At 62.3% G+C, this 24,159-nt stretch carries 27 protein-coding genes and 1 pseudogene; 10 read left to right on the plus strand and 18 right to left on the minus strand.

The window, feature by feature from the left end; genetic code table 11:
- Positions 1–4: 4 nt before the first annotated feature.
- Positions 5–610 (plus strand): hypothetical protein, encoded by a 606-nt coding sequence (locus tag LB541_RS21310; RefSeq protein ID WP_140560535.1) that lies wholly within the window; start codon positions 5–7, stop codon positions 608–610.
- 9 nt (positions 611–619) lie between these two features.
- Here the strand turns inward: LB541_RS21310 and queF are convergent, their stop codons facing one another.
- The gene (gene queF / locus LB541_RS21315; protein WP_140515582.1) at positions 620–1,081 is read right to left on the minus strand and encodes a preQ(1) synthase; all 462 of its coding nucleotides are present in this window, start codon (positions 1,079–1,081) and stop codon (positions 620–622) included.
- 141 nt (positions 1,082–1,222) lie between these two features.
- Here queF and LB541_RS21320 point away from each other — a divergent pair, with 141 nt between their 5' ends.
- Positions 1,223–3,268 carry an NADH:flavin oxidoreductase gene (locus LB541_RS21320; protein WP_224619524.1) on the plus strand — a complete coding sequence of 682 codons (2,046 nt, stop codon included), beginning with the start codon at positions 1,223–1,225 and terminating at the stop codon, positions 3,266–3,268.
- Between the two features lie 128 nt (positions 3,269–3,396).
- On the opposite strand, the gene LB541_RS21325 is transcribed toward LB541_RS21320, so the two are convergent.
- Positions 3,397–3,804, minus strand: a complete 408-nt coding sequence (locus LB541_RS21325; RefSeq protein ID WP_140494186.1) for a hypothetical protein — start codon at positions 3,802–3,804, stop codon at positions 3,397–3,399.
- Positions 3,805–3,950: 146 nt separating this feature from the next.
- On the opposite strand from LB541_RS21325, the gene LB541_RS21330 reads away from it, so the two are divergent.
- Positions 3,951–4,349, plus strand: coding sequence for a MarR family winged helix-turn-helix transcriptional regulator (locus tag LB541_RS21330; protein ID WP_224619525.1), 399 nt, complete (start codon positions 3,951–3,953; stop codon positions 4,347–4,349).
- A 60-nt stretch (positions 4,350–4,409) separates the two neighbouring features.
- Here the strand turns inward: LB541_RS21330 and LB541_RS21335 are convergent, their stop codons facing one another.
- From LB541_RS21335 to LB541_RS21345, 3 genes and pseudogenes are all read right to left on the minus strand, one after another.
- Positions 4,410–4,748 (minus strand): hypothetical protein, encoded by a 339-nt coding sequence (locus tag LB541_RS21335; protein WP_224619555.1) that lies wholly within the window; start codon positions 4,746–4,748, stop codon positions 4,410–4,412.
- 119 nt (positions 4,749–4,867) lie between these two features.
- Positions 4,868–5,143: pseudogene (locus LB541_RS21340) on the minus strand (polysaccharide deacetylase family protein); the annotation flags it as partial.
- A 65-nt stretch (positions 5,144–5,208) separates the two neighbouring features.
- The gene (locus LB541_RS21345; RefSeq protein ID WP_140494180.1) at positions 5,209–7,281 is read right to left on the minus strand and encodes a putative bifunctional diguanylate cyclase/phosphodiesterase; all 2,073 of its coding nucleotides are present in this window, start codon (positions 7,279–7,281) and stop codon (positions 5,209–5,211) included.
- A gap of 306 nt (positions 7,282–7,587) precedes the next feature.
- Here LB541_RS21345 and LB541_RS21350 point away from each other — a divergent pair, with 306 nt between their 5' ends.
- On the plus strand, positions 7,588–8,775 hold the full coding sequence (locus LB541_RS21350) for a glycine C-acetyltransferase (protein WP_140565147.1): 1,188 nt from the start codon (positions 7,588–7,590) through the stop codon (positions 8,773–8,775).
- Positions 8,776–8,827: 52 nt separating this feature from the next.
- A complete protein-coding gene (tdh, locus tag LB541_RS21355) occupies positions 8,828–9,862 on the plus strand; it encodes an L-threonine 3-dehydrogenase (RefSeq protein WP_140549151.1) in 1,035 nt (344 codons plus the stop codon).
- A 39-nt stretch (positions 9,863–9,901) separates the two neighbouring features.
- On the opposite strand, the gene LB541_RS21360 is transcribed toward tdh, so the two are convergent.
- The 4 genes from LB541_RS21360 to LB541_RS21375 form a co-directional block, all read right to left on the minus strand.
- Positions 9,902–10,549, minus strand: coding sequence for a CDP-alcohol phosphatidyltransferase family protein (locus tag LB541_RS21360; protein WP_224619527.1), 648 nt, complete (start codon positions 10,547–10,549; stop codon positions 9,902–9,904).
- 4 nt (positions 10,550–10,553) lie between these two features.
- On the minus strand, positions 10,554–11,504 hold the full coding sequence (locus LB541_RS21365) for a phosphatidate cytidylyltransferase (RefSeq protein WP_140624624.1): 951 nt from the start codon (positions 11,502–11,504) through the stop codon (positions 10,554–10,556).
- Positions 11,501–12,139, minus strand: a complete 639-nt coding sequence (locus LB541_RS21370) for a lysophospholipid acyltransferase family protein (RefSeq protein ID WP_140515597.1) — start codon at positions 12,137–12,139, stop codon at positions 11,501–11,503. The genes LB541_RS21365 and LB541_RS21370 overlap by 4 nt, the downstream gene beginning before the upstream one ends.
- Before the next feature lie 158 nt (positions 12,140–12,297).
- Positions 12,298–12,741 (minus strand): MarR family winged helix-turn-helix transcriptional regulator, encoded by a 444-nt coding sequence (locus LB541_RS21375; protein ID WP_224619528.1) that lies wholly within the window; start codon positions 12,739–12,741, stop codon positions 12,298–12,300.
- 99 nt (positions 12,742–12,840) lie between these two features.
- Here LB541_RS21375 and hmgA point away from each other — a divergent pair, with 99 nt between their 5' ends.
- The 3 genes from hmgA (at position 12,841) to LB541_RS21390 (ending at position 15,842) form a co-directional block, all read left to right on the plus strand.
- Positions 12,841–14,154, plus strand: coding sequence for a homogentisate 1,2-dioxygenase (gene hmgA, locus LB541_RS21380; protein WP_224619529.1), 1,314 nt, complete (start codon positions 12,841–12,843; stop codon positions 14,152–14,154).
- Positions 14,155–14,272: 118 nt separating this feature from the next.
- On the plus strand, positions 14,273–15,286 hold the full coding sequence (locus LB541_RS21385) for a fumarylacetoacetate hydrolase family protein (RefSeq protein ID WP_140521711.1): 1,014 nt from the start codon (positions 14,273–14,275) through the stop codon (positions 15,284–15,286).
- A 19-nt stretch (positions 15,287–15,305) separates the two neighbouring features.
- Positions 15,306–15,842: a DinB family protein gene (locus tag LB541_RS21390; protein ID WP_140494164.1), complete on the plus strand. Its 537-nt coding sequence runs from the start codon at positions 15,306–15,308 to the stop codon at positions 15,840–15,842.
- Positions 15,843–15,851: 9 nt separating this feature from the next.
- On the opposite strand, the gene LB541_RS21395 is transcribed toward LB541_RS21390, so the two are convergent.
- The 3 genes from LB541_RS21395 to hppD all read right to left on the minus strand — a co-directional run bounded on the left by LB541_RS21395 (position 15,852) and on the right by hppD (position 17,633).
- The gene (locus LB541_RS21395; RefSeq protein WP_224619530.1) at positions 15,852–16,229 is read right to left on the minus strand and encodes a type II toxin-antitoxin system VapC family toxin; all 378 of its coding nucleotides are present in this window, start codon (positions 16,227–16,229) and stop codon (positions 15,852–15,854) included.
- Entirely contained in the window at positions 16,226–16,450 is a 225-nt protein-coding gene (locus LB541_RS21400) for a type II toxin-antitoxin system Phd/YefM family antitoxin (RefSeq protein WP_023813589.1), read from the minus strand. Before LB541_RS21400 ends, LB541_RS21395 begins: the two co-directional genes overlap by 4 nt.
- 70 nt (positions 16,451–16,520) lie before the next feature.
- A complete protein-coding gene (gene hppD / locus LB541_RS21405; RefSeq protein ID WP_140761668.1) occupies positions 16,521–17,633 on the minus strand; it encodes a 4-hydroxyphenylpyruvate dioxygenase in 1,113 nt (370 codons plus the stop codon).
- A gap of 138 nt (positions 17,634–17,771) precedes the next feature.
- Between hppD and LB541_RS21410 the strand changes: the two genes are divergently transcribed.
- Positions 17,772–18,239, plus strand: a complete 468-nt coding sequence (locus LB541_RS21410; protein ID WP_140494158.1) for an Lrp/AsnC family transcriptional regulator — start codon at positions 17,772–17,774, stop codon at positions 18,237–18,239.
- Here the strand turns inward: LB541_RS21410 and LB541_RS21415 are convergent.
- From LB541_RS21415 to aztA, 4 genes are all read right to left on the minus strand, one after another.
- Positions 18,236–18,574, minus strand: coding sequence for a TIGR01244 family sulfur transferase (locus LB541_RS21415; protein WP_140494156.1), 339 nt, complete (start codon positions 18,572–18,574; stop codon positions 18,236–18,238). The two genes, LB541_RS21410 and LB541_RS21415, sit on opposite strands and share 4 nt — an antisense overlap.
- A gap of 144 nt (positions 18,575–18,718) precedes the next feature.
- Positions 18,719–19,660, minus strand: a complete 942-nt coding sequence (gene aztC, locus LB541_RS21420) for a zinc ABC transporter substrate-binding protein AztC (protein ID WP_140494154.1) — start codon at positions 19,658–19,660, stop codon at positions 18,719–18,721.
- Positions 19,661–19,688: 28 nt separating this feature from the next.
- Entirely contained in the window at positions 19,689–20,564 is an 876-nt protein-coding gene (aztB, locus tag LB541_RS21425) for a zinc ABC transporter permease AztB (protein WP_224619552.1), read from the minus strand.
- Positions 20,564–21,397, minus strand: a complete 834-nt coding sequence (gene aztA, locus LB541_RS21430) for a zinc ABC transporter ATP-binding protein AztA (RefSeq protein ID WP_140494152.1) — start codon at positions 21,395–21,397, stop codon at positions 20,564–20,566. The genes aztB and aztA overlap by 1 nt, the downstream gene beginning before the upstream one ends.
- A gap of 220 nt (positions 21,398–21,617) precedes the next feature.
- Here aztA and LB541_RS21435 point away from each other — a divergent pair, with 220 nt between their 5' ends.
- Positions 21,618–21,962, plus strand: a complete 345-nt coding sequence (locus LB541_RS21435; protein WP_056562755.1) for a RidA family protein — start codon at positions 21,618–21,620, stop codon at positions 21,960–21,962.
- A 61-nt stretch (positions 21,963–22,023) separates the two neighbouring features.
- Here the strand turns inward: LB541_RS21435 and hutC are convergent, their stop codons facing one another.
- Positions 22,024–22,770, minus strand: a complete 747-nt coding sequence (gene hutC, locus LB541_RS21440; RefSeq protein WP_224619533.1) for a histidine utilization repressor — start codon at positions 22,768–22,770, stop codon at positions 22,024–22,026.
- Positions 22,771–22,783: 13 nt separating this feature from the next.
- Positions 22,784–24,139, minus strand: a complete 1,356-nt coding sequence (locus LB541_RS21445) for a formimidoylglutamate deiminase (RefSeq protein WP_224619535.1) — start codon at positions 24,137–24,139, stop codon at positions 22,784–22,786.
- Between the last annotated feature and the right edge of the window lie 20 nt (positions 24,140–24,159).

Consider the following 24,159-nt stretch of genomic DNA (forward strand, 5'->3'; position numbering starts at 1 on the left):
TCCGATGGCCCGCCGCCGGTTCCTGGCACTGTCGGCCGTGTGCATTATGGCGGCGGACTTGAGTGGCGGCGCCGCGCAGGGGCTGCTCGGCGCGCCGCCGGCAAACGCTCCGGCGGCCACCGCGCCCGACGACAACGGGTCGCCGCCAGCGCCTGCACCTCGCGCAGCCGCCGAGCCGGCAACACCACCGGCTGCCTCGCCGAGCGAACCTGCCGCCCCAATTCAGCCGGGCTCGCCGACAGCGGTGGTCCGGCCATTCTACGACCAGGTCGGCTTGGAGGTCGATCCGTCGCAGCGCCGCCATTTCGTCGATCCGGCGAAAACGGTGCTCGACAAGAGCGATGCGCTGCGCAAATCCGGGCAGGGCGAGTGCCTCGACCCCAACATGGCGCTCGACAATGCCGACTATGATAAGGCCGAGATCGACAAGAGCCTGAAGACGCTCGAGGCGATCAATGGCGATCAGGCCAAGGTCATCGTCGCCTTCGTCGTCGCCGGCAACCCGCACCGCCTTGAGTGGAAGTTCAAAAGGGTCGACGGCGAATGGAAGATATCGGACCTGCTATCGGTGACCGGTGAATGGGCGCTCAGCCAGTACCAATGCGAATGATGGTTCGAGCTAGCCTCGCCCGCGATAGGGCGCCACTCCGGTCTCGGGCAGCCAGGCGCCTTCCGGCGGCGCGCCCGTCTGCCAGAACACGTCGATCGGAATGCCGCCGCGTGGATACCAATAGCCGCCGATGCGCAACCATAGCGGGCTCGTTGCCGCCACGATGCGGCGGCCGATCATGACGGTGCAATCCTCATGGAAAGCACCATGATTACGGAACGAGGTCATGAACAGCTTGAGCGACTTCGATTCCACCAGAGCCGCGTCGGGTGCGTAGTCGATGACGATATGGGCGAAATCAGGCTGGCCGGTGACCGGGCACAGCGAGGTGAATTCCGGGCAGGTGAAGCGCACGATGGCCGGCGGGCCGTCGCCGCGCGAAAACGGCACGGTTTCCAGGACCGCCGCTTCCGGGCTCTGTGGCGTCTCGACATGCGCGCCGAGCTGGGTGAGGGTTTTGGTATCGATCATGGACGGCTCCTTGTCTGCCTGTCGCCGGAAGCACGCTTCCATGGCGGTCGGCGCGAACGAAGATTGGAATAAACGCCGCAATCCACTCAGGGGCGGCGCATCTGGCCGCTCAATAACACAATTTGAAACCGCAGGAAGACGATGACCAGCAACGATCCGCTTCTCCAGCCCTATCAGCTCAAGCATCTGACGTTGAAGAACCGGGTGATGTCGACCAGCCACGAGCCTGCCTATTCGGAAGACGGCATGCCCAAGGCGCGGTACCGGCTCTACCACACGGAGAAGGCCAAGGGCGGCATGGCGCTGACAATGACCGCCGGCTCGGCCATCGTTTCACGCGACAGCCCGGCCGCTTTCGGCAATTTGCATCTCTATGATGACGGGATCGTGCCATGGCTCGCGGAACTGGCCGACGCCTGCCACGAGCATGACTGCAAGGTGATGATCCAGATCACCCATCTCGGCCGTCGAACCGGCTGGAACAAGGCCGACTGGCTGCCCGTGCTGTCGGCTTCGCCGGTGCGGGAGCCGGCACATCGCGCCTTTCCCAAGACCATCGAGGATTGGGATATAGAGCGCATCGTTTCCGACTATGCTTCCGCCGCCCAGCGCTGCCAGGCCGCCGGTCTCGACGGCATCGAATTCGAGGCTTACGGCCATCTGATGGACGGCTTCTGGTCTCCGTCCACCAACCATCGCGACGACGAGTTCGGCGGCTCGCTCGACAACCGGCTGCGGTTCACCGACATGGTTCTCGACGCCGTGCGGGCGGCCGTCGGCGAAAAATTCGTCGTCGGCATACGTATGGTCGCCGACGAGGATTTTTCGCAAGGCCTGTCGAAAGAGGAGGGCGTCGAGATCGCCAGGCGGCTGGCCTCATCAGGCAAGGTCGATTTCCTCAACATCATCCGCGGCTCGATCGAGACCGACGCGGCACTGACGAAGGTCATTCCGGTGACCGGCATGCGCTCATCGCCGCATCTCGACTTCGCCGGCGAGGTGAGGGCGGCGACGAAATTCCCGACCTTCCACGCGGCGCGAATTTCCGACGTCGCAACCGCGCGCCACGCCATCGCCGCCGGCAAGCTCGACATGGTCGGCATGACCCGCGCCCACATCGCCGATCCGCACATCGTCCGCAAAGTGATGGAAGGGCGCGAGCACGAAATCCGCCCGTGTGTCGGAGCCACCTACTGCCTCGACCGCATCTACGAAGGCGGCGAGGCGCTCTGCGTCCACAATGCGGCGACCGGCCGCGAGGCGGACATTCCGCATATCATCACCAAGGCCGAGGGACCAAAGCGAAAAGTCGTCGTCATCGGCGCTGGTGCAGGCGGACTGGAAATAGCGCGCGTGGCCGCGGAGCGCGGCCATCAGGTGACGGTGCTGGAGGCATCGGGCCAGGCCGGCGGGCAGGTCAGGCTGGCGACGCAGAACCCGCGCCGCAAGGAATTGATCGGCATCGTCGACTGGCGGCTGGCCGAACTCGACCGGCTCGGCGTCGAGATCCGCTACGACAGTTGGGCCGAGAAGGACGACGTTCTGGCGTTGTCGCCCGATGTCGTGGTGATCGCCACCGGCGGACTGCCGCAGAATCCGCCGCTGACGGCGGGCGACACTCTTGTCACATCGAGCTGGGACATCATGGCTGGCAGCGTCAAGCCGGCTGAAAACGTGCTGCTCTATGACGACAATGGCGGCCATCAGGGAATGGGCGCTGCGGAACTCGTCGCGGCCGCCGGTTCGAAGCTGGAACTGGTTTCGCCGGAGCGATTCTTCGCGCCGGAAATGGGCGGCATGAACCACGTACCCTACATGCGCGCCTTCCAGGAGAAGGGGGTCACCATCACTATCAACACAAGGCTGCGCTCGGTGCGCCGCGAGGGCAATCAACTGGTTGCCGAGCTTGCCTCCGATTTCGCCGACGGCTGGCGCGGCGAGCGGCGGGTCGACCAGGTGGTGGTCGAGCATGGCACGGCGCCGCTAGACGACCTTTATCTCTCGCTGAAGCCATTGGCGACGAACGGCGGCGCCATAGACTATGAGCGGCTGGTGAGTGGCGGCGACATTTTTCCCGACCGCAATCCGCAAGGATCTTTCGTGCTGTTCCGCATCGGCGATGCCGTCGCCTCGCGCAACATCCACGCCGCCATCTATGACGGCATCCGGTTCGGGCTAAGGATTTGAAAGGCTGCTGTCGCTAACAATTTCGAGGAGGCGCGCAACGGAACCTCCGCAAGGAGAGCCATCTGCTGCCTTGGTTCGTTGCGCGCCGCGTACGCCGCCTGCTTGCGCCGGCACCGTACGATCCGTGATCAGAACATTCTGGCGGTGGCCATGCAGAGCACGGTGAGAACCAGCAGCCAGGCGGCGATTCGCTCGCCTTGGGCCATCTTCGCGCGCAGGGCAGGTTCGGTGGCCGCGTCGGCGCCAACAAGCTGCGTGCTGGTGCGGCGGACCATGGTGCTGAGCACTCCAGCCGCAGCGAAGGCGGCAACGATGCCGAGGGCCAGCACCATTTCCATCGGGCCGAAATAGGCACCATGGAAAAAATACCAGAGCAGCGCACCGGTGAGAAACACCATGCCGGCCGCTCCCATTTGCGGTCCAATGAAGCGTTCAGCCCGGATCTCGGGGTCGCGCGCCAGCGTGATGGTGGTGCCGGCCCAGAACACCCCCGCCATGACGTGAAGACCGATGGTGATGATGTAGACATATTGCATACCAGCTCTCCTCTCTTGCCCGCCGTCGCCTAAATAGTTAGAGATCTAACTGTTAGATGTCAATGTATAAATGAGTGCCAGTTCCATCCGTGGAAAACACCGTCTAGTGTCCTGCCATGACGCCCTTTGAACGCCCGCCGGTCGGCATGAATCTCGGCCGCACCGCCAAGCTTGTTGCACAGGCCTTCGACACCGCGTTGGTTGAAGCGGGCGGCACGTTGCCCGTCTGGCTTACTCTGCTGTCGGTCAAATCGAGCAAGCTTGCCAACCAGCGTGAGCTTGCCGGAATGATCGGCATACAGGGAGCGACGCTCACCCATCATCTAAACGCGATGGAGGCGCAGGGATTGCTGACGCGCCGCCGCGACCCCGTCAACCGCCGGGTCCATCTGGTGGAATTGACAGAGGCCGGAGAGGCGATGTTCGAGACACTGCGCAAGGCGGCGCTTGCCTTCGACAAGCGGCTGCGCGTGGGCCTGTCAGACGACAGGCTGGCGGAGTTTGCGCAAGTGCTGGCGACCTTGCGGGCCAATGTGGAAAGCTGACGATGTCCAGGCGCGCCACGTAAATCTCTTTCGACACTACGCGCTCTAGGGATCGCCCGCTCAGTCGTCATAGCTCTGGATTGTCCCAAAAGCATAGCCGCGCTGCTTCAGCGCTGTAATCAGCCTGGTCAGTTTCGTCTTGCCGTCGAAGCCGTCCTGGAACATCTCGTCATGCATGAGCAGGATCATCTTTCCGCGCTTGACGAAGCGGCCATAGCCGAACAGGTGATCGATCTCGCTGACCAAGTGGTCGACGCTCTGCACCGGCTTGCCTGTGTCGTCATGCACCCACTCATGGTCCCAGCCATAGAGATAGAAGCGGGAAGCGGCGACGAATTCATAGTCCGGCTCCTCACGGCCTTCCTGCGCAAGGCCGAGCGAGGTGTCGTTCTTCGACATTGAAGGCAGTCTGAACACGTCGCGCCCAGGCAGCCTCGCATGAACCGCTGGAGCGAGCCGAGCACGGCGTTGGCCCGCAGCATGTCTGCCACCACGCCTTCCGTATCGGCATAGAAATGCTGGTAGCGGTTGTTGGCGTGGCTGTAGCTGTGATTGCCGACCGTCACCAGCGGCCGAGCTTTTGCGCGTCTGACTAATGCCTTGTTGCCCGCGCTCGCCTGCGCATGCATGCCGACCATGAACAACGTCGCCGGCACCTGCTGCGCTTCCAGCACGTCGAGGATGTTGCTGGTGCCGTTCAGCGGTCCGTCATCGAAAGTCAGATAGATGGTGCGATCCACTGCATAAGCGGGAAATGCGGCGAGCATGGTCAGCAAAGCAAGCAGAAGCGGCATCGGAACTACCCGTTTGCACAGGGCGCCATCTCGGTGATGAGTTGTCAAGCGCGGGTGAGGGCTGCCTACGCCAGGCTTCCCTGCAGCACCGTTAGCCTGGCCTTCTTCGGCATGCGGGCGCTCAGCCAGTCACGGGCTTTGTCCTGCGGCATCGGGAAGGCGATGGAGTAGCCCTGCACCTGGTCGCATCCGATGGCCATCAGTGAATCGAGTTCGGCTTCGGTCTCGGCGCCCTCCGCGACGATCGAGATACCAAGGCCGCGCGCGAGCTCGGTGATGGCGCGCACGATCTTGGAGTTGTCACCGTTCTCATGGATGTTCTGGACGAAGCGGCGATCGATCTTCAGCCGGTCGATCTCGTTGGGATTGACGTGGCTGAGCGACGCGTAGCCAGTGCCGAAATCGTCGAGCTCAAGATGGACGCCGGCGGCCCTGATATGGCGTAGCTTTGCCGCGATGCCTGTCTTCTCGTCATCGAGAATGACGGATTCGACGATTTCCAGCGACAGTTTCTGCGGCGGTAGGCCGGCCTTCTCAAGCGTCTCGAACAGGAAAGCATCGAAGTCGTGCTCGCGCAATTCGGTTCCGGATACGTTGACCGCAAGTCGTCCGAAAGCAATGCCGTCGCGGTTCCATTCGGCGGCTTCGTTGATCGCCTTGCTGATGACGATGCGGCCGATATCAGGCATGAAACCGCATTTCTCGGCGACGGGAATGAATTCGCCAGGCGAGATCATGCCGCGCTCGGCATGGTTCCAGCGCACCAGCGCCTCGATGCCACTGATCGTGCCGTCGCTCAGTGAAACCTGCGGCTGGAAATAGACCTGGAATGCCTGCTGTGAAATGGCAACCTTGATGTCGTGCTCGAGTTGCTTGCGATAATCGAGTTCGCGACGCAATTCCTCGGAGAAGAACGAGAAATTGCCGCCGCCCATCTTCTTGGCGGAGTAAAGTGCCAGATCGGCGTGAACCAGCAGGTCCTGGGCGTTGTCGGCGTCGATCGGATAGACGGCGATGCCGCCGCTGGCGCCCGGTAGAATGGTCGTGCCCTGGAAGACGATCGGCTCGTTGATGTGCGCAAGAATGCGCCGTGCCAGCATGTTGATGTCTTCGCTGCCGCCGGCGCCGTTGAGGATCATCACGAACTCGTCGCCACCGAGGCGCACGCACAGATCCGACGCCCGACAGGAATCGCGCATGCGCTGGGCCGTGATGACCAGCACATAGTCGCCGGCGGCGTGGCCGAGCGTGTCGTTGATCTGCTTGAACCGGTCGAGATCAAGCTGCACCACCGCAAGACGTTCGCGCCGACGATGCGCGCTCTTGATCAGCGTGTCGAAATGGTCGGTCAGGAATGTGCGGTTGTGCAGACCTGTCAGCCCGTCATGAACGGCGATGAAGGCCATCGAATTGCGCGCATCGACGAGTTCGCGCGTCTTGCGCAGGATCGCGTTTGACATGGGCCGGAAGATGAACAGCGCCACCAGAACGATGACGCCGATCGTGGCGTAAAACAGCGTGCGGTGCAGATCGAGCATCTTTTCGGATCGTTCGTCGGCGAAAGCGCTGATGCGCTGGCCCAGCGCCGAATAGCCCGACAATGTTGCGTTGGCGACCGAGGCGTCGAGGGTGACGCGCTCGTAACCGCCCTTGTAGCCGCCATTGTCGCCGAGTGCGAGTTGGGACGAGAAGGCCGATACCAGGCGTTCGCCATTGGCGACCAGCCCGACGGAAAAATAGTCGAGATGGAAAGGCTTGCCGAAAAGGACGTTCTCGATCGTCTTCGGATCGAGCCTGGCCGGCGACTTTGGATCGGCGGCCGTCTGCTTGAGCAGCAGGTCATAGTTGGTTTCGAACTCCGCCGTCGCCTGCTTGAGCGCGTTGACGAGCGCCGGCTGCTTGTCGCGCGAAGCAGCACCGGTCGCACCGGCGAGGAAGACGATGCGCTGCGACAGCGTCTTTTGCGTGCTGACGATATCGAGCAGCGTATGGTTGTGCCGTTGGGTGGCCATCACCTGCTGCAGCAGGATGAAGGAAGCCACCACCATGGCGGCGATGATCAGCAGCGCCAGCCAATAACCAGCCTTGATCAGCAGTATGAGCTTGCCTGAAACGGTTTGCACCGGCTGCTGCGACATCTTGGGGGGCGGCCCTCTCGCCAACGGATTCCTGTATGAGCATCATTGAACTGCAAACATTAACAGGACTGGAAATCGACAGCTGGCCGACAAGGGGAAAGGCTTAAAGGTCGCGAAATGGTTATCGGCCTCTTTCGCGGCCGGTCCGCATTTGAACATTCGCCGGCCCATGTGATCCGGATCGTCCCTCGAGCCATGCCTGCGGCATCCGTTCGACATTACCCAGCCACCTGATCCGGTCGCTTTTGCGGTGGATTTTTTGTGCGTGCGGGACGACAGTCGGCCCACGTCAAACGAGGCACGATCATGACCGCAGCATTTCTCTCCCATATCGACGGCGAACTTGAGGGGCTCAGATCGGCCGGACTGTACAAGTCCGAGCGGGTAATTTCCTCCACGCAGTCGGCTGAGATCGAGGTCGGCGGCGAGAAGGTGCTGAATTTCTGCGCCAACAACTATCTCGGCCTCGCCGACAGCCCCGACCTGCGCGAGGCGGCAAAGCACGCGCTCGACCGCTACGGCTACGGCATGGCTTCGGTGCGTTTCATCTGCGGCACGCAGGAGGAGCACAAGCAGTTGGAAGCGACGATATCGTCCTTCCTCGGGATGGACGACACCGTCCTCTACGGCTCCTGCTTCGATGCCAATGGTGGACTGTTCGAGACGCTTCTGGGCGAGGAGGACGCGATCATCTCCGATGCGCTGAACCACGCTTCCATCATCGACGGGGTCAGGCTGTCCAAGACCAAGCGCTTCCGCTACGCCAACAACGATATGGCGGATCTCGAGGCGCGGCTGAAGGAGGCGAAGGATTGCCGGTTCCGGCTGATCGCCACCGACGGCGTGTTCTCGATGGATGGCATCATCGCCAATCTCGCGGGTGTGTGCGATCTGGCCGAAAAATACGATGCCATGGTCATGGTCGACGACAGTCACGCGGTCGGCTTCGTCGGCAGGAACGGCCGCGGCTCGGCTGAGCATTGCGGCGTCGAGGGCAGGGTCGACATCATCACCGGTACGCTCGGCAAGGCGCTGGGCGGCGCTTCCGGCGGCTACACGTCCGGCAAGAAACAGGTGGTCGACTGGCTGCGCCAGCGCTCGCGGCCCTATCTGTTTTCCAACACGCTGATGCCGGCGATCGCCGGCGCCTCGATCAGAGTGTTCGACATGATCCGCAATGGCGATGCCCTGCGCGAGCGCCTATATGCCAATGCGGAACGGTTTCGGACACAGATGGGGAAGCTCGGCTTCACGCTGGCAGGCGCCGGCCATCCGATCATCCCGGTCATGCTGGGCGATGCCAGCTTGGCGCAGGAGATGGCGGCGCGCATGCTGCAACGCGGCATCTATGTCATCGGCTTCTCCTTCCCGGTGGTGCCCAAGGGCCAGGCGCGCATCCGCACGCAGATGTCGGCTGCGCATTCCAGCGCCGACATTGATCGGGCGGTCGAGGCTTTCGGTGCGGTTGGCAAGGAACTAGGTGTGATTTCCTGAGCGACCGGCGCCGCAAACCGCTTCCGGATCAAGAGATTCAAGGGACAAAAGAATGTCGAACATGATGAAGGCGCTGGTGAAGGCCAAGGCCGAGCCGGGCATCTGGATGGAAGAGGTGCCGGTGCCGGAAATCGGCCCCAACGACGTCCTGATCAAGGTGAAGAAGACCGCGATTTGCGGCACCGACGTCCACATCTACAATTGGGACCAGTGGGCGCAGAAGACGGTGCCCGTGCCGATGGTGACCGGCCATGAATTCGTCGGCACCGTCGCGGATTTCGGCGCCGCGGTCACCGAATACAAGGTCGGCCAACGCGTGTCGGGCGAAGGCCACATCGTCTGCGGACATTGCCGCAACTGCCGCGCGGGCAGGGGGCATCTGTGCCGCAACACGCTCGGCGTCGGCGTCAATCGCCCGGGCGCCTTCGGCGAGTACCTGGCGATCCCACAGCACAATGTCGTGCCGATCCCCGACGATGTGCCGGACGAGATCGCCGCGATCTTCGATCCCCTGGGCAATGCGGTTCACACCGCATTGTCATTCGATCTGGTCGGCGAGGACGTGCTGGTCACCGGCGCCGGACCGATCGGCATCATGGGCGCGCTGGTGGCGCAATGCGTCGGCGCCAGGAAGGTCGTTATCACCGATATCAATCCGGTTCGGCTGGATCTTGCGCGCAAGCTTGGCGTCCAGCACGTCGTCGACGCCTCCAAGGAAAAACTGCGCGACGTGATGCCGGCGCTCGGCATGACGGAGGGTTTTGATGTCGGCCTGGAAATGTCGGGGGCAGCCCCCGCCTTCCGCGACATGATCGACACCATGAACAATGGCGGCAAGATCGCCATCCTGGGCATTGCGCCGACCGGGTTCGAGATCGACTGGAACAAGGTCATCTTCAAGATGCTGCATCTCAAGGGCATCTATGGCCGCGAGATGTTCGAGACCTGGTACAAGATGATCGCGCTGGTCCAGGGCCCGCTCGACGTCTCAGGCCTGATCACGCACCGCATCGGCATCGATGATTTCCAGGTTGGATTCGACGCGATGCGCAGCGGCAGTTCGGGCAAGGTGGTGATGGACTGGTAATCGATGCGCCGGGAGTCTAAGGCTTCCAGGCAGGCGATGCTAGGGTCGCCTGGTTTTCAGCCATTGCACCTGTCGCCATGCGCGCTGCAACGCAGTTGCGGCGGCGCCGATGGCAATGGCGGCGAGCGCAAGCGTCAAGACTTCGTTGTGGCCATTCCAAAGGAATTCTCCGGTAGATAGCAGTGCCGCGACGGTTGCGACTGCCATGCGATGTGGCTTGGCCATCGGTCCGGTGAAATCGCTCGGCGTCTCGTTGGCCCGCCCCAATTCCCGCACATAGGCGGTGAGAACCGAAAAACAGGCCGCTGCCCAGCCAAGGCCAGGCATGCCGATGCCGTAACCTATGCCGGCCATGATGGAGATATCGGCGAGCCTGTCCGGGAACTCGTTCCAGAACGGCCCGTCGGCCGACGCCTTGCCGCCCTCGACGGCGACCATGCCATCGAACAGATTGCACAGCAGCCGCAGTTGGCAAAACAGCGCCGCGCCCAGCAACAGCAGCAAACGAGAAGTGCCGCCGCTCTGCCCGCCAAGCCAGAAAGCCGTGCCTGCCAGCGCGCCGGCGAGGATACTGGCCTGCGAAATCTGGTTGGGGGTCACGGAGAGTGCGGCGAGACGTCTGGCCGTCGCTTGTGCCCAGCGCGTGTCGCGGCTTGCAAGTGGTCTGCGATCGCCCGTGTTCATCACTGCCTCATCCCGGTGACCAGAAATAACGAGTGAGATGGAAGAAGATCGGAGCGGAGAAAACCACCGAATCCAGCCGATCTATCAGGCCGCCATGGCCGTCGATCAGATGGCCCCAATCCTTCACGCCGCGGTCACGTTTGATGGCGGACATCACAAGGCCGCCGAAAAAACCCATCAGCGTGATCAGGAAGGCCATCGCGCCCGCCTGAAGCGGAGAGAATGGCGTGATCCACCACAGGCCAGCGCCGATGAGGCTGGCGCTTGCAACGCCTCCGAGGAAACCTTCAAGCGTCTTGGACGGCGAAAGCTTTGGTGCGATCTTCGTATGCCCGATCGCCTTTCCCCAGATATATTGCAGTACGTCGCTCAATTGCACGACGATGACAAGAAAGGCTATCAGAAGCACATTGCGGCCCTCGTAGCCGGGAATATGCAACGTCAGAAGAGCCGGGACGTGGGAGGCGCAGAAAACGCAGATCATCAGCGCCCATTGCACCTCGGCAATTCGAACGAGGAAGTGCTGGGTGTCGCCCCGTATGGCCGAGATGATGGGCATCAACAGGAAGGCGTAGACCGGGATGAAAACAGAAAAGATCTCGTAGTCCTCGATCCAGAGCAGCACATACTGTACCGGCAGCACGACGAAAAACGCCGTGGCCAGCGCCCAGTGGTCGGCACGCCGGGTATTGGTCAGCGTCACGAATTCGCGAAGTGCCGCGAAGGAACAGAAGCCGAAGAGAAGCAGGACGCCGATCCGCCCGGCGATGAATGCTATGGCGATGAGGATCGCCATTACCCACCAGGCATTGATACGGGCGTTGAGGTTCTCGATGGCTGGGTTGGAGCCTTCCGGCGACAGCCGTCGCTCCAGGATATGCCCCACGAAAGAGGCCACGAGCAGGATCCCGCAGACGCCGAGCACGAGAACCATCATATCGAATTGGGTTGAGCTCATTCCGCTGCCTTTTTCGGTGCCAGCGCCAGCAGCGCCCCACGTGCCCGCTCGAGGAACATCTCCTTGCTCTCGCCGTCAGCCAGGTGCATTGCCTCGCCGAACGTCACCGTGCAGATCAGCGGGATAGGCACGAATTCCCCTTTCGGCATCACCCGGTTGAGATTGGCGATCCATACCGGCACCAACTCGAAATCCGGGTGCGATGCCGCCAAATGGAACAGCCCGGACTTGAATGGCTGCAAGGACGCGTCGGATTGGTTGCGCGTGCCTTCCGGGAAGAGAATGAGCGAAGAGCCTTCTCTCATCGCCTCCCCCATGCTCTCGACGGGATCCATCGTGCGTCCATTGCGATTGCGCTCGATCAGGACGGCATTGAAAACGTCGCGGCCGATGAAGGCTCGGACTTTTGATTTCAGCCAGTAGTCGGCACCCGCTACGGGACGCACCCGCCGACGCAGGCGCGGCGGCAGAACAGCCCAGATCAGGATGAAATCGCCATGGCTGGAATGATTGGCAAAGAAGATCGAGCGACGCCGAGGCAATCTGCCTTCATGCCAAAACGGCCGCACAGCGGTGATGACTCTGGCAAACAGCAAGACGACCACGGCCACCGGCCTCGCGAGCAGCGACTTCATCCTTCCCCCCAATTCGCCCGTCGATGATCACTGGCTGACATACAGCGCTGAAAATCCGCCACCGAGCAAGCAGCGATCGAAAATGACCGCCAGACAGTCTCTGCTTCAAGGCGCTGTCGCGTCGAGCCACCGTCTCATATTCTATCTGCCGATAGCCGCTATCTCAGACCCAACACGCTTTCCAATGACGCAACGCCTTTGACGATGGAGGCTTGCTGGTCGGCGCTCAGCTGGGCCAGCAGTTCCCGTTCGAAAGCCTTCGCCAGTGGCACCATCTCGCTATAGGCCGCAAGTCCGGCTCTGGTCAGCGCCAGGTGCTCGACGCGGCGATCGTTCTCGTCAGTGGTTCGGATGAGCCAGCGGCGACGCTCAAGCTCCGCCACGGCACGCGAAACCTTTGTCTTGTGCATCGCCGACTGCGCGCCGAGTTCCGTCGCGGTCATTGTGCCGCGCTGGCCAAGCCCCGAAAGCGTACGCCATTCCGGCCGTGTGAGGCCGTGACGCTCCTTGTAGATCCGAGAGAATTCGCGGCTCAGCGCATCGGCCAGCCGATACAGCCGGTAGGGCAGAAAGCTTTCGAGTTCCAGGATTTCGGATTCCATGACCAGCCATCGAGAAATGCCCGCGCACGGCATTGATAGTTACATTTTGGATGGTTACAAATGAAACCAATTTGGTCAAGCATTCGCGAGGAGGAAGCGATGGCCTTTTCCTACATGCCGGGTTTCGGTAACGATTTCGAAACCGAAAGCCTGCCGGGTTCGCTGCCGCAGGGGCGTAATTCACCGCAGCGGCCGGCCTACGGCCTCTATGCCGAGCAGCTCTCCGGTTCGCCCTTCACCGCGCCGCGCGGCACCAATGAGCGCTCCTGGCTTTACCGCATCAGGCCGAGCGTCAGACATACCGGGCGCTTCAAGTCGGTGAGCTATCCCTTCTGGAAAAGTGCGCCCAATGTCGGCGATCATGAGCTGGCGCTCGGCCAGTATCGCTGGAGCCCGGTGCCGATGCCGAAGGAGCCGACCGACTTCATCGCCGGCATGCGCTCGATCACCACCGCCGGCGACGTGCTTGGGCAGACCGGCATGGCGGCGCATGTCTATGTCGCCAACGGGTCGATGGTCGACGACCATTTCTTCAACGCCGACGGCGAGTTGCTGGTGGTGCCGCAGGTAGGCGCCTTGCGCTTCGTCACCGAGATGGGGGTCATCGAGCTCAGGCCCGGCGAGATCGCGGTCCTGCCGCGCGGCCTCGTGTTCAAGGTCGAACTGGTCGATGCCGAAGTGCGCGGCTATGTCTGCGAGAACTACGGCGCCAAGCTGACGATGCCCGACCGCGGCCCGATCGGCGCCAACTGCCTGGCCAATCCGCGCGATTTCAAGACGCCCTGCGCCTGGTTTGAGGAGAAGGAGACGCCCTGTCGGCTGATCGTCAAATGGTGCGGACATTTTCATGTCACGGAAATCGGCCATTCGCCCCTCGATGTGGTGGCGTGGCACGGCAACTATGCACCCTATAAATATGATCTGGCGGCGTTTTCGCCGGTTGGTGCGATCCTCTTTGACCACCCCGATCCGTCGATTTTCACGGTGCTGACGGCGCCGAGCGGCGAGGAGGGCACCGCCAACATCGATTTCGTCATCTTTCCGCCGCGCTGGCTGGTGGCGGAGGATACGTTCCGCCCGCCCTGGTATCACCGCAACATCATGAGCGAGTTCATGGGGCTGATTCACGGCCAGTACGACGCCAAGGAAGAAGGGTTCGTTCCCGGCGGCATCAGTCTGCACAATCTGATGCTGGCCCATGGCCCGGATGCACCTGGCTTCGAAAAGGCCTCGCGCGCGGATCTGAAACCGGTCAAGCTCGACAACACCATGGCCTTCATGTTCGAGACCCGGTTCTCGCAGATGCTGACCCGCTACGCTGCCGAACTCGACACCAGGCAGGACAATTACATCGACTGCTGGGCCGATCTGAAGAAGCGCTTCAATGGCACGCCCGAGGGCGATTGGTCCTGAAGGATCGCTGCCGCCGGAAAACTGCCTTCAGGAAAGTTGAGCCGGCGGCTTGACGATTGCCCATAACAGCCTTGTTGTGGGCCAAGCGGCGCAAGGCCGCGTCAGGAGAGGAAACCGCATGAAGCTTGCCACATTGAAGAACGGGACGCGCGACGGAAAGCTCGTCGTCGTCTCGCGCGATCTTACACGCTTCACCGATGCCTCCTTCCTGGTGCCGACGCTGCAGGCGGCGCTCGACGATTGGCGGCGGATTTCGCCGCATCTGGCCGCAATGGCGGAGTCGCTCGAGAGCAATGCGGTGCCGTCGGCGCGCTTTCACGAACATAATGCCCATTCGCCGCTGCCGCGCGCCTATCAATGGGCTGACGGTTCGGCCTATGTGAACCATGTCGAGCTGGTGCGGAAGGCGCGCGGGGCCGAGATGCCGGCGAGCTTCTGGACCGACCCGCTGATCTATCAGGGCGGCTCCGACAGCTTCATCCCGCCGCGAGACCCGATCCGCATGGCCGACGAGGCCTCTGGCATCGACATGGAGGCGGAAGTCGCGGTCGTTGTCGATGATGTGCCGATGGGCGCCAGCCTCGAAAAAGCGCGGGAGGCGATTCGCCTGGTGATGCTGGTCAACGACGTGACGCTGCGTGCGATCACCGGACCGGAACTCGCCAAGGGGTTCGGCTTCTTTCAATCCAAGCCGTCCTCGGCCTTCTCGCCGGTCGCGGTGACGCCGGACGAGTTGGGCGAGGCCTGGGACGGCGGCAAGGTCAGCCTGCCGCTGCTTGCCGACCTCAACGGCAAACCTTTCGGCCGGGCGAATGCCGGCGTCGACATGACGTTCGATTTCCCTGCGCTCATCGTGCACGCGGCGAAAACACGGCCGCTGGCGGCCGGCACCATCATCGGCTCCGGCACCGTCTCCAACAAGCTCGGCGGTGAGCCTGGCAAACCTGTCTCGGCCGGCGGCGCTGGCTATTCCTGCATCGCTGAACTGCGCATGATCGAGACCATCGAGAGCGGCGAGCCGAAGACGCCGTTTCTGCGTTTCGGCGACACGGTGCGCATAGAGATGAAGGACAAGGCCGGGCATTCGATCTTCGGCGCCATCGAGCAGACGGTCGAGAAATATGAAGGGTGAGAGCGCAAGAAGTTGAAGGATGAACCTGCTTGATCATCTGCGCCGAATGGCCCGCAACAACCGCTGGTCGAACGACCGGCTCTACCGCGCCGTGCTTATGCTGGGGCCTGGTGAATTCGAAGCCAATCGCATCAGCTTCTTCCCGTCGATAAGGGCGACGCTCAACCACATCCTTGCGGTCGATCTTCTCTATCTCGATTTTCTGGAGCAGGGCGGTATCGGCGCCGCGGTGTACGATGATTTCGTGCCGTTCGATAACGCAGCCGATTTGTCAGTGGCCCAGATCAAGTTCGACCGCAGGCTGATCACCTTCTGCGATGCCTTGTTGGAAGCCGACCTCGACCGCCATGTCATCACTGACCGGCGTGGAGACGGCATGATCCCGGAAAAGATCGGCGATATCCTCGCCCATGTTTTCCTGCATGACATCCACCATCGCGGCCAGGTGCACGCGATGCTGTCCGGCACGTCGGTCGCGCCGCCGCAACTCGACGAGTTCCTGCTCGATTATGATTTGAAGCTGAGGCAGGAGGAGGTTGGACGGCTGGGTTTGTGAGACCACTGCTTATGTCAGGGCGACGTCGTAGCGGGCGAAATGCGGGTCGGATGTCATGATGGTTAGTTTGTCCATTTGCGCCTGCGCAATCAGTAGTCTGTCGAATGGATCGCCATGGTGGTGGGGTAGGCCACCGACAGCGTTCGCATGCTGGAAGGTGACGGCGAGCGGCTGAAATTGCATCCTTGGAAGCAGTGTTGGCAGATCATCCGGCGCATCGAGTTTTCTGATTGAGCGCTTGATGGCAATTTCCCAGACGCTTGCCGCGCTGGCGAACACCACCGCTTCCGAAGCCAGGATGGCGCGGTAGTGCTTGCTGAGACGTCGATCGTCCGAAATCGACCAAAGGATGATATGTGTATCGGCGAGAAACGGGCCGATCATCATTTGACGTACTCGTCCCATTCGGGGCCGAGTTCGTCAAAATCGTCCGCAATCCAGATCTTGCCTTTCAACGCGCCGATACGCGGCAAGGGTTCCGCCGCTGCCGGAGGCACGATACGCGCAGCCACCTTGCCGTGGCGCGTGAGTACAATCTCTTCACCGGCTTCCGCGCGGCTGACGAGTTCCGACAATTTGGCCTTGGCCTCGGCGATGGAAACATTCATGGCTCGATCCTTTGTGACCATAATTTAGGTCATAATTTATCGAACCGCAAGCCGCCTGGTCGGGGTCGATCTACTCCGCGGCCTGCACCTTGATCACGCCGCGCTTGATCTGGTCCTGCTCGATCGATTCGAACAGTGCGCGGAAATTGCCTTCGCCAAAGCCTTCGTCGCCTTTGCGCTGGATGAATTCGAAGAAGATCGGTCCGATCACGGTCTTGGAGAAGATCTGCAAGAGGATCTTCGTCGTGCCGCCGTCGACCACGCCTTCACCGTCGATCAAAATGCCATGCTTCTTCATGCGCTCGATCGGCTCGTCATGGCCGTTCACGCGTGCATGCGACATCTCGTAATAGGTCTCCGGCGGGCCGGGCATGAATTTCAGCCCATTGGCGGCAAGCTTGTCGGTGGCCTCGTAGATCGCGTCGGTGCCCACCGCTATGTGCTGGATGCCCTCGCCATTGTACTTCTTCAGATATTCGGCGATCTGGCTGGTGTCGTCCTTGGACTCGTTGAGCGGAATGCGGATCTTGCCGCAGGGCGAGGTGATCGCCCGGCTGACCAGCCCGGTGATCTTGCCGTCGATGTCGAAGAAATGGATCTGCTTGAAGCCAAACAGGTCGCGGTAGAAACCCCACCATTTGTCCATGTTGCCGCGGTAGACATTATGCGTGAGGTGGTCGAGGAAATAGAAGCCGACGCCTTCCGGCCTGGGGTCGCGTTTGCCCAGCCATTCGAATTCGGCATCATAGGCCGAACCCCTCTCGCCATAGGTTTCGATGAAGTAGAGCAGCGAGCCGCCGATGCCAACGATCGCCGGCACGTCAAGCGTCTTGTCGGCGCCTTCGTAAGGCGTGGCTCCTTTCGATACCGCGTGTTCGAAGGCATGCTTGGCGTCCACGACCCGCCACGCCATCGAGGAGGCGCATGGGCCATGCTTGTCGACGAACTTCATCGCATGCGAGCTGGGCTCGGCGTTGACGACATAGTTGATGTCGCCTTGCCGCCAGACGGTGATGTCCTTGGTGCGATGCCTGGCCACGGCTACGTAGCCCATGCGGGTGAACAACTCGGCCAGCTTCCGCGGCTCCGGATGCGCGAATTCGACGAACTCGAAACCGTCGGTGCCGGCAGGGTTGGTCTTGCTGATCTTGGCGGGCGGGGCGTCGTGCGGGAAGGGACCCATGATAATCCTCCGGAAGCTGGCTTGGCCTGGATGGGCCATCTCAACTCATCATAGCGCGGGCAGGTCGCACGGTGCTTGCATTCAAACGCTTGAAATGTTTATCTGATGCATGAAATGTGCATGGTTTTTGGAAGTATCATGAATGATACGCGTCTTGATCAGTTTGATCGCAAGATATTGGCGCTGTTGCAGTGTGACGCACGGCTCACCAACAACGACCTTTCGGAGCGGGTGAACCTCTCGGCCTCGCAATGCTCGCGCCGCCGCCAGCGGCTTGAGGAGGACGGCTATATCAAGGGCTATCGCGCCGTGCTTGACCGCGACCGGCTGGGCTTTTCGCTGGTCAACGTCATCTCGGTGACCTTGGCCACTCACAACCGCGACAATGCGCGGCGCTTCGGCGAACTGGTGGCGCGGCTGCCCGAAGTGCAGGAGGCGCACGCGCTGACCGGCGAAATGGATTATATCCTGAAGGTGGTTACGCCCGACCTGAAATCATTGTCGGAGTTCGTCAATGGCGTGCTCTTGCCCCACGAATCTGTGCAGCACGTCAAGACGGCGATTGTGCTCGAGACGCTCAAGGAGACGGGCGCGCTGCCAATCTAACCCTTCGACTGCTGAATCAGCCCATAGAGATTGGTGCAGCGGGCGCCGGAACGGCAGTAGGCGAACACCGGGCCTTCCAGCTCGTCGAGCGCTTGTCCCTGGTCCTCGACATTCTCCGCCGTGATCTGGCCGCTGATGACGGGGATGTAGCGGAAGGCAAGCCCGGCAGCCTCGACTGCGGCCTTGAGCGTGTCGGCCGAAGGCTGGCCGGGCTGCTCGTCGTCCGGCCGGTTGCAGATCACGCTCTTGAAGCCGGCTGCCTTGATGGCGGCGACGTCCTCGGGCTGGATCTGGCCCGAGACCGAATAGTCCTCGCTGATCTCGCGGTATTCCATTGTGGTGTCCTCGCAATCTGGTTGGGCAGTCTTGCCACTCCCCGGCACGGCCGGCAATCCACGCCGAGGGATTTCTCTGCCAAATAGCGAGTGCTGACCGGAAAATCCAACCGGGCCGCGAGGGCCCGGTTGGGTCGGAGCGGCTCAACTGCCGAGGATCGCGCCTTTGATCTGCGTGATGTTGTTGTGCATCATGTCGACATAGGTCGAGGCCGGGCCTTCGGGCTGCGACAGCGCGTCGGAATAGAGCGTGCCGCCGACCTTGATGCCGGTCTCGCTGGCGATCTGCTCGATCAGGCGCGGATTGGTGATGTTCTCGACGAAGATCGCCGCCGCTTTGTCCTGCTTGACCTGCTCGACCAGCTTGGCGACGTCGGCGGCCGACGGTTCGGAATCCGTCGAGACGCCCTCCGGCGCTAGGAAGGTCAGGCCGTATTCGTGCTCGAAATAGCCGAACGCGTCATGCGAGGTGATGACAACGCGTTTTGCCTCGGGGATGGACTGGATCGCCGCCTTCACCTCGCTTTCGAGCGCGTCGAGCTTCTTTGTGTAAGCCGCGGCGTTGGTCTGGTAGCTGACGCAGCCATCATTGTCGGCCGCGCAGAACGCTTCGGCAATGTTCTTCACATAGATCTTGGCGTTGGCGATCGACTGGAAGGCATGTGGGTCGGTGACCGTCTTGCCGCCGCCGGTACCCGCGCCCTCCGCCGCGTCCGCATCGGCGAATTCCGGTTTGAAGTCGATCGCCGCCACGCCCTTGGTCAGGGTGACGATCGAGGCCTTAGTGGCGCTGGCATCGACCAGCCGCTGTAGAAAGCCCTCGAAATGCAGGCCGTTGACCAGCACCAGATCGGCGCCCGCCATGGCGACCGCATCAGCCGGGCTCGGCTCGTAGACATGCGCATCGCCGTCGGGTCCCACGATGGTGGTGATGTTGACGCGGTCGCCGCCAACATTCCTGGCGAAATCAGCAATGACGGTAAAACTTGCGACCACTTTCAAGGGCGCCGCAAAGGCCGACGACGCGTCGAGAGCAGTTAATGTTATAACGCTCATCGTAAGGGCGGCGCGGATCGATTTCAACATGGGCGGTCTCCTTGGAGGCTGGGGTGGATCAGGCCGTCCGATGACGGTGATGGATGATGCGGGCGCGCAGCGCGCCGCGTGTGCCGAACAGGATCGAGGCGAAATAGACGACGCCTGCCGACAGGATGATCGCCGGGCCTGAGGGCAGCGAGGCGTGGTAGGACAGAAGCAGTCCGGCGATGCAGGAGGCAAAGCCGATCAGCACGGCCAGCACGCACATCGGTTCGACGCGCACGGTCCAGAAACGGGCCGCGGCGGCCGGCAGCATCATCAGTCCGACCGACAGAAGCGTGCCCAGCGCCTGGAAGCCGCCAACGAGGTTGAGCACGACGAGGCCGAGGAAAATGAAATGCACCGGACTGCCCCACCGGCTGACCGAGCGCAGGAACAGCGGGTCGAGGCATTCGGCGACCAAGGCCCGCCAGAAGACGGCGAGACTGGCAAGCGTCACCAGCACGATGCCGCCGATCAGCGTCAGCGCTTCATCGTTGAGCGCCAGCACCGTACCGAACAGCACATGCATGAGGTCGACGCTGGAGCCACGGACCGAAACCATCAGCACGCCGACGGCGAGCGAAATCAGGTAGAAGGCGGCCATCGAGGCGTCTTCGCGCTGGATGGTGAATCGCGAGACGGCGCCCGCGCCGAGTGCAACGACGATGCCGGCGATCAGGCCGCCAATGGTCATCGGCAGGATTTCCAGCCCGTAAAGCAGGAAGCCGGCGGCGGCGCCCGGCAGGATCGCGTGCGCCATGGCGTCGCCCGAGAGGCTCATGCGCCGCAACATCAGGAACACGCCGACCGGACAGGCGCCGAGCGACAGCATCAGCGAGCCGAACAGCGCCCGCTGCATGAAGGCGAAATCGGCGAAAGGCGCGATGAAGAGTTCGTAGAGGACGTTCATCATGCAGCCCTTGGTCCGGCGCCATGATGGTGGTGACGATCCTGTGCATGGGCAGGCTCATCATGATTGTGATCATGTCCGTCATGGTCATGATCGGGTCCGCCCGGCTCGCACCATGGCGCGTTCTCTTCCCACGCTTCATGGAAGCGCCTGGCCCGCAGGAGATTCTCAGGCCGCAGCGTCTCCTTCGTCTCGCCCCAGGCGACAGGCTGGCGGGCCAGCAGCAGCGTTTCGGGAAAATTCTGCCGGACAAGGTCGAGGTCGTGGACGACGACCATGATTGTACGTTCCTCGCCATGCCAGCGCTTGATCAGCGCAATAAGATCGCCCATCGTCTTTGCATCGACGGCGTTGAACGGCTCGTCGAGCAGGATGAGATCCGCATCCTGCAACAGCACGCGGGCAAACAAGGTGCGCTGCAACTGGCCGCCCGACAGCGTGTCGATCGGGCGGGTCTCGAAGCCGCCAAGGCCGACCGCCATCAACGCCTCGCTGACGGATTGGCGATCCTCCTTGGTATGGCGGCCGAGCAGCCCGCGTTTCGGCCACAGGCCGAGCGAGACCAGATCGACGACCCGGGCCGGAAAGCTGCGGTCGAGTTCCGACTGCTGCGGCAGATAGGCGGCGCGCACGCCAGGCGCCCGCGTCACAGCGCCGGCCATCGGCTTCAGCACGCCAACGATACCCTTCATCAACGTCGACTTGCCCGAACCATTGGCGCCAACGACGGCGGTCAGCGAGCCTTTGCGTATGATGCCGTCCAGATGATGGATCGCCGGATGGCTGTTATAGCCAAGCGTCAGGTCACGGAATGTCAGGCAGGTTTCGGTCATTTGACGGTCCGTGGGGCGGTAGTGCGGCTGCCGGGCAGCGCCGATTGGATATGTGATGTTATTACATTAGTCAACAAGCCAATCGAGCGGAATTGTGGCTGCCGGCTCAACTTGCCGTGACTCTCCGGCGCCGCTGGTCCAAGGGGATTTGGAACGCTCGGCCTTGCCCGAAGCCGGTGCCAACTTTAAAGAGGCGCGACCACAAAGGAAGGAAACTCCCATGAGCATTCGTCGCATCGATGTTGGCCCGCGCATGAGCCAGATCGTCATTCACGGCAATACCGTCTATCTGGCCGGCCAGGTCGGAGAGCCGGGCGGCAATGTCGCCTCGCAGACCCGCGATATTCTGGCGACGATCGACGAATTGCTGGCCAAGGCCGGCACCGACAAGACCAAGATCGTCCAGGCGATCATCTGGCTGGCCGACATGGGCACCTTCGCCGAGATGAACTCGGAATGGGACAAGTGGGTGCCCCAGGGCCACACGCCCGCTCGCGCCACCGGCGAAGCCAAGCTCGCCGGTCCGGAATATCTGGTCGAGATCATTATCACCGCGGCGATCTGAGGCGCTGCGCTTCCCTTCTCCCCTTCCTTGCGAAGGCAAAAAGGGGAGAAGGGAAGAGATGCTATCCGTGTGACGGCGTGAATCTTGCCACCAACGTGTGGCTCTCGGCTGCATAGGTGAAGCGCACATGGGTGACCGGGTGCTCGGCGCTCCATGTTCGGCGCTCGACCACAAGACAGGCCGCACCAAGGCCGATGTCGAGGGCATCGGCAACACGCTCGTCGGCGGCAACAGCACGAATGCGATGCTCGGCCTCGCTCCACGGCACACGGCCGATCAGCCACGGGCCCGGCGCAATATCCAGGAACTCTTCCTCGCCGGCTTCCTTGACGGCGGAGAGATTGATCAGCCGCTCTTCGAGCGCGAACGGCCGTTCTCCGGCGAAATGCAGGCATTCCAGCGATAGCACCGAACCCGAGGCGGAAAGCCCGAGCAGCGACCGGTCTTGCGCGCTGCTGCGCCGCTTCAGGCGCGCCAGCCGCTCATAGCGATAGGGCAGCCCGAGCGCTTCGACCTCGATCCTGATGTCGTGGATTTCCAGTACCGCCGCTTGCGATTGCGGCTGACGCACGAAGCTGCCTGAGCGCCGGCGGCGTTCGATCAGTCCTGACTTGGCAAGCTGCGACAGCGCCTTGTTCACCGTCATGCGCGAGCAATCATATTCGGCCGTCAGCTCGTGCTCGAACGGGATGCGATGCCCCGGCGCCCAGGCGCCGGACAGGATTTTCTCGCTTATGTCCGACAGGATGCGCTGATGCAGCGACACCGTCTCGCCGCCCTCCGTCTCCGCTGTCGCCACCATGCTCATGGGCTGTCCCTGATCAGCCTGCCGAAAGCGCGGTCATGACATTGCGGAAACGCGCCGCGATGGCGTCGCGCCTGGCGTGCCTGCCGCCGCTGACTTGCTTTTGGCCGTGCACCCAGACGCAATCGACCTTGGTGCCGTTGGCGAAGATCCAGGCGTCGAGGATCGTGTCTCCGGTCTTGCCGGCAAGCGAAGCCTGGCTGTGGTCGAGCGATACGAGGTCGGCGGATGCGCCAATGGCGATCCGCGAGGCGCCGGCGCCAAGGGCGACGCTGCCGCCGTCAAGCGCTGCGTCGAACAGCGCGCGGCCGGTCGAGCCGCCGGCGACCGCCAGCACGTTGCGGGCGCGGTGGGCAAGACGCTGCGAATATTCGAGTTGCCGAAGTTCGTCCGGCAGCCCGATCAGCACGTTGGAATCGGAGCCGACGCCGAAGCGGCCGCCATGTTGCGCGAACAGCGGCGCCGCAAAAATGCCATCGCCGAGATTGGCTTCGGTGATCGGGCACAGCCCAGCGATCGCGCCGCTTTTTGCCATCGCCATGGTCTCGGCATCGGTCATATGGGTGGCATGGATCAGGCACCAGCGCCGGTCGACATTGGCATGGCCAAGCAGAAACTCGACCGGACGCGCGCCCGACCAGGCAATGCAGTCCTCGACCTCCTTCACTTGTTCCGCGACGTGGATGTGGATCGGTCCGTCCGGCGCCATCGCAGCGACTTGTCGCAACTCCTCGACCGTCGCGGCACGCAAACTATGGGGGGCGACGCCGATGACCGCTTGATTCAAGGCGCGAACACATTCGCGACTTTTCTCAACCAGGCGTGAGAACCGGTTAACATCATTGAGAAATCTGCGCTGACCTTCGTTGGGAGCCGCGCCGCCGAAAGAAGAGTGTGCATAGAAGACCGGCAGCAGCGTCAAGCCTATGCCGGTTTCTGCGGCGGCGGCCGCGATGCGCTCGGCCATTTCGGCAATGTTGGCGTAGGGCTTTCCGTCGCGGTCGTGATGCAGATAATGAAATTCGCCCACACGCGAAAAGCCGGCCTCCAGCATCTCGACATAGAGCTGGGCGGCGACCGCCTCGACCTGGTCGGGCGTCATCGACAGCGCGAAACGGTACATCACCTCGCGCCAACTCCAGAAACTGTCGGCCGACGGGCCGCGCAACTCGGCAAGTCCGGCCATGCCGCGCTGGAACGCGTGGCTATGCAGGTTGGGCATGCCCGGCAGGACGATGGCGTGGCGTTCGTCGCCGGTGTTCGGCGCAACCCCGGCGTCGATTGCCGCAACGCGGCCTCCGCCCAGGGCGATGCGCACATTGCTTCGCCAGCCTTCCGGCAGAAGCGCCTGTTCCGCAAAGATCGCCGTCACGTTGTTCTCCGAATCCTGGC

Origin of the sequence: Mesorhizobium sp. BR1-1-15, assembly GCF_020165475.1 — a bacterium.
Lineage (GTDB): Bacteria > Pseudomonadota > Alphaproteobacteria > Rhizobiales > Rhizobiaceae > Mesorhizobium.

Coding starts and splice junctions, on each gene's coding strand:
- LB541_RS21335 (WP_224619555.1), bottom strand. CDS start 4,748: ATGTCGAAGAACGACACCTCGCTCGGCCTTGCGCAGGAAGGCCGTGAG.
- LB541_RS21390 (WP_140494164.1), top strand. CDS start 15,306: ATGAACCTGCTTGATCATCTGCGCCGAATGGCCCGCAACAACCGCTGG.
- LB541_RS21370 (WP_140515597.1), bottom strand. CDS start 12,139: ATGAAGTCGCTGCTCGCGAGGCCGGTGGCCGTGGTCGTCTTGCTGTTT.
- LB541_RS21410 (WP_140494158.1), top strand. CDS start 17,772: ATGAATGATACGCGTCTTGATCAGTTTGATCGCAAGATATTGGCGCTG.
- hutC (WP_224619533.1), bottom strand. CDS start 22,770: ATGAGCATGGTGGCGACAGCGGAGACGGAGGGCGGCGAGACGGTGTCG.
- LB541_RS21385 (WP_140521711.1), top strand. CDS start 14,273: ATGAAGCTTGCCACATTGAAGAACGGGACGCGCGACGGAAAGCTCGTC.
- aztA (WP_140494152.1), bottom strand. CDS start 21,397: ATGACCGAAACCTGCCTGACATTCCGTGACCTGACGCTTGGCTATAAC.
- tdh (WP_140549151.1), top strand. CDS start 8,828: ATGTCGAACATGATGAAGGCGCTGGTGAAGGCCAAGGCCGAGCCGGGC.
- LB541_RS21320 (WP_224619524.1), top strand. CDS start 1,223: ATGACCAGCAACGATCCGCTTCTCCAGCCCTATCAGCTCAAGCATCTG.
- LB541_RS21330 (WP_224619525.1), top strand. CDS start 3,951: ATGAATCTCGGCCGCACCGCCAAGCTTGTTGCACAGGCCTTCGACACC.
- queF (WP_140515582.1), bottom strand. CDS start 1,081: ATGATCGATACCAAAACCCTCACCCAGCTCGGCGCGCATGTCGAGACG.
- LB541_RS21365 (WP_140624624.1), bottom strand. CDS start 11,504: ATGAGCTCAACCCAATTCGATATGATGGTTCTCGTGCTCGGCGTCTGC.
- aztC (WP_140494154.1), bottom strand. CDS start 19,660: ATGTTGAAATCGATCCGCGCCGCCCTTACGATGAGCGTTATAACATTA.
- LB541_RS21325 (WP_140494186.1), bottom strand. CDS start 3,804: ATGCAATATGTCTACATCATCACCATCGGTCTTCACGTCATGGCGGGG.
- LB541_RS21375 (WP_224619528.1), bottom strand. CDS start 12,741: ATGGAATCCGAAATCCTGGAACTCGAAAGCTTTCTGCCCTACCGGCTG.
- LB541_RS21415 (WP_140494156.1), bottom strand. CDS start 18,574: ATGGAATACCGCGAGATCAGCGAGGACTATTCGGTCTCGGGCCAGATC.
- LB541_RS21400 (WP_023813589.1), bottom strand. CDS start 16,450: ATGAATGTTTCCATCGCCGAGGCCAAGGCCAAATTGTCGGAACTCGTC.
- LB541_RS21350 (WP_140565147.1), top strand. CDS start 7,588: ATGACCGCAGCATTTCTCTCCCATATCGACGGCGAACTTGAGGGGCTC.
- LB541_RS21310 (WP_140560535.1), top strand. CDS start 5: ATGGCCCGCCGCCGGTTCCTGGCACTGTCGGCCGTGTGCATTATGGCG.
- aztB (WP_224619552.1), bottom strand. CDS start 20,564: ATGAACGTCCTCTACGAACTCTTCATCGCGCCTTTCGCCGATTTCGCC.
- LB541_RS21345 (WP_140494180.1), bottom strand. CDS start 7,281: ATGTCGCAGCAGCCGGTGCAAACCGTTTCAGGCAAGCTCATACTGCTG.
- LB541_RS21435 (WP_056562755.1), top strand. CDS start 21,618: ATGAGCATTCGTCGCATCGATGTTGGCCCGCGCATGAGCCAGATCGTC.
- hmgA (WP_224619529.1), top strand. CDS start 12,841: ATGGCCTTTTCCTACATGCCGGGTTTCGGTAACGATTTCGAAACCGAA.
- hppD (WP_140761668.1), bottom strand. CDS start 17,633: ATGGGTCCCTTCCCGCACGACGCCCCGCCCGCCAAGATCAGCAAGACC.
- LB541_RS21395 (WP_224619530.1), bottom strand. CDS start 16,229: ATGATGATCGGCCCGTTTCTCGCCGATACACATATCATCCTTTGGTCG.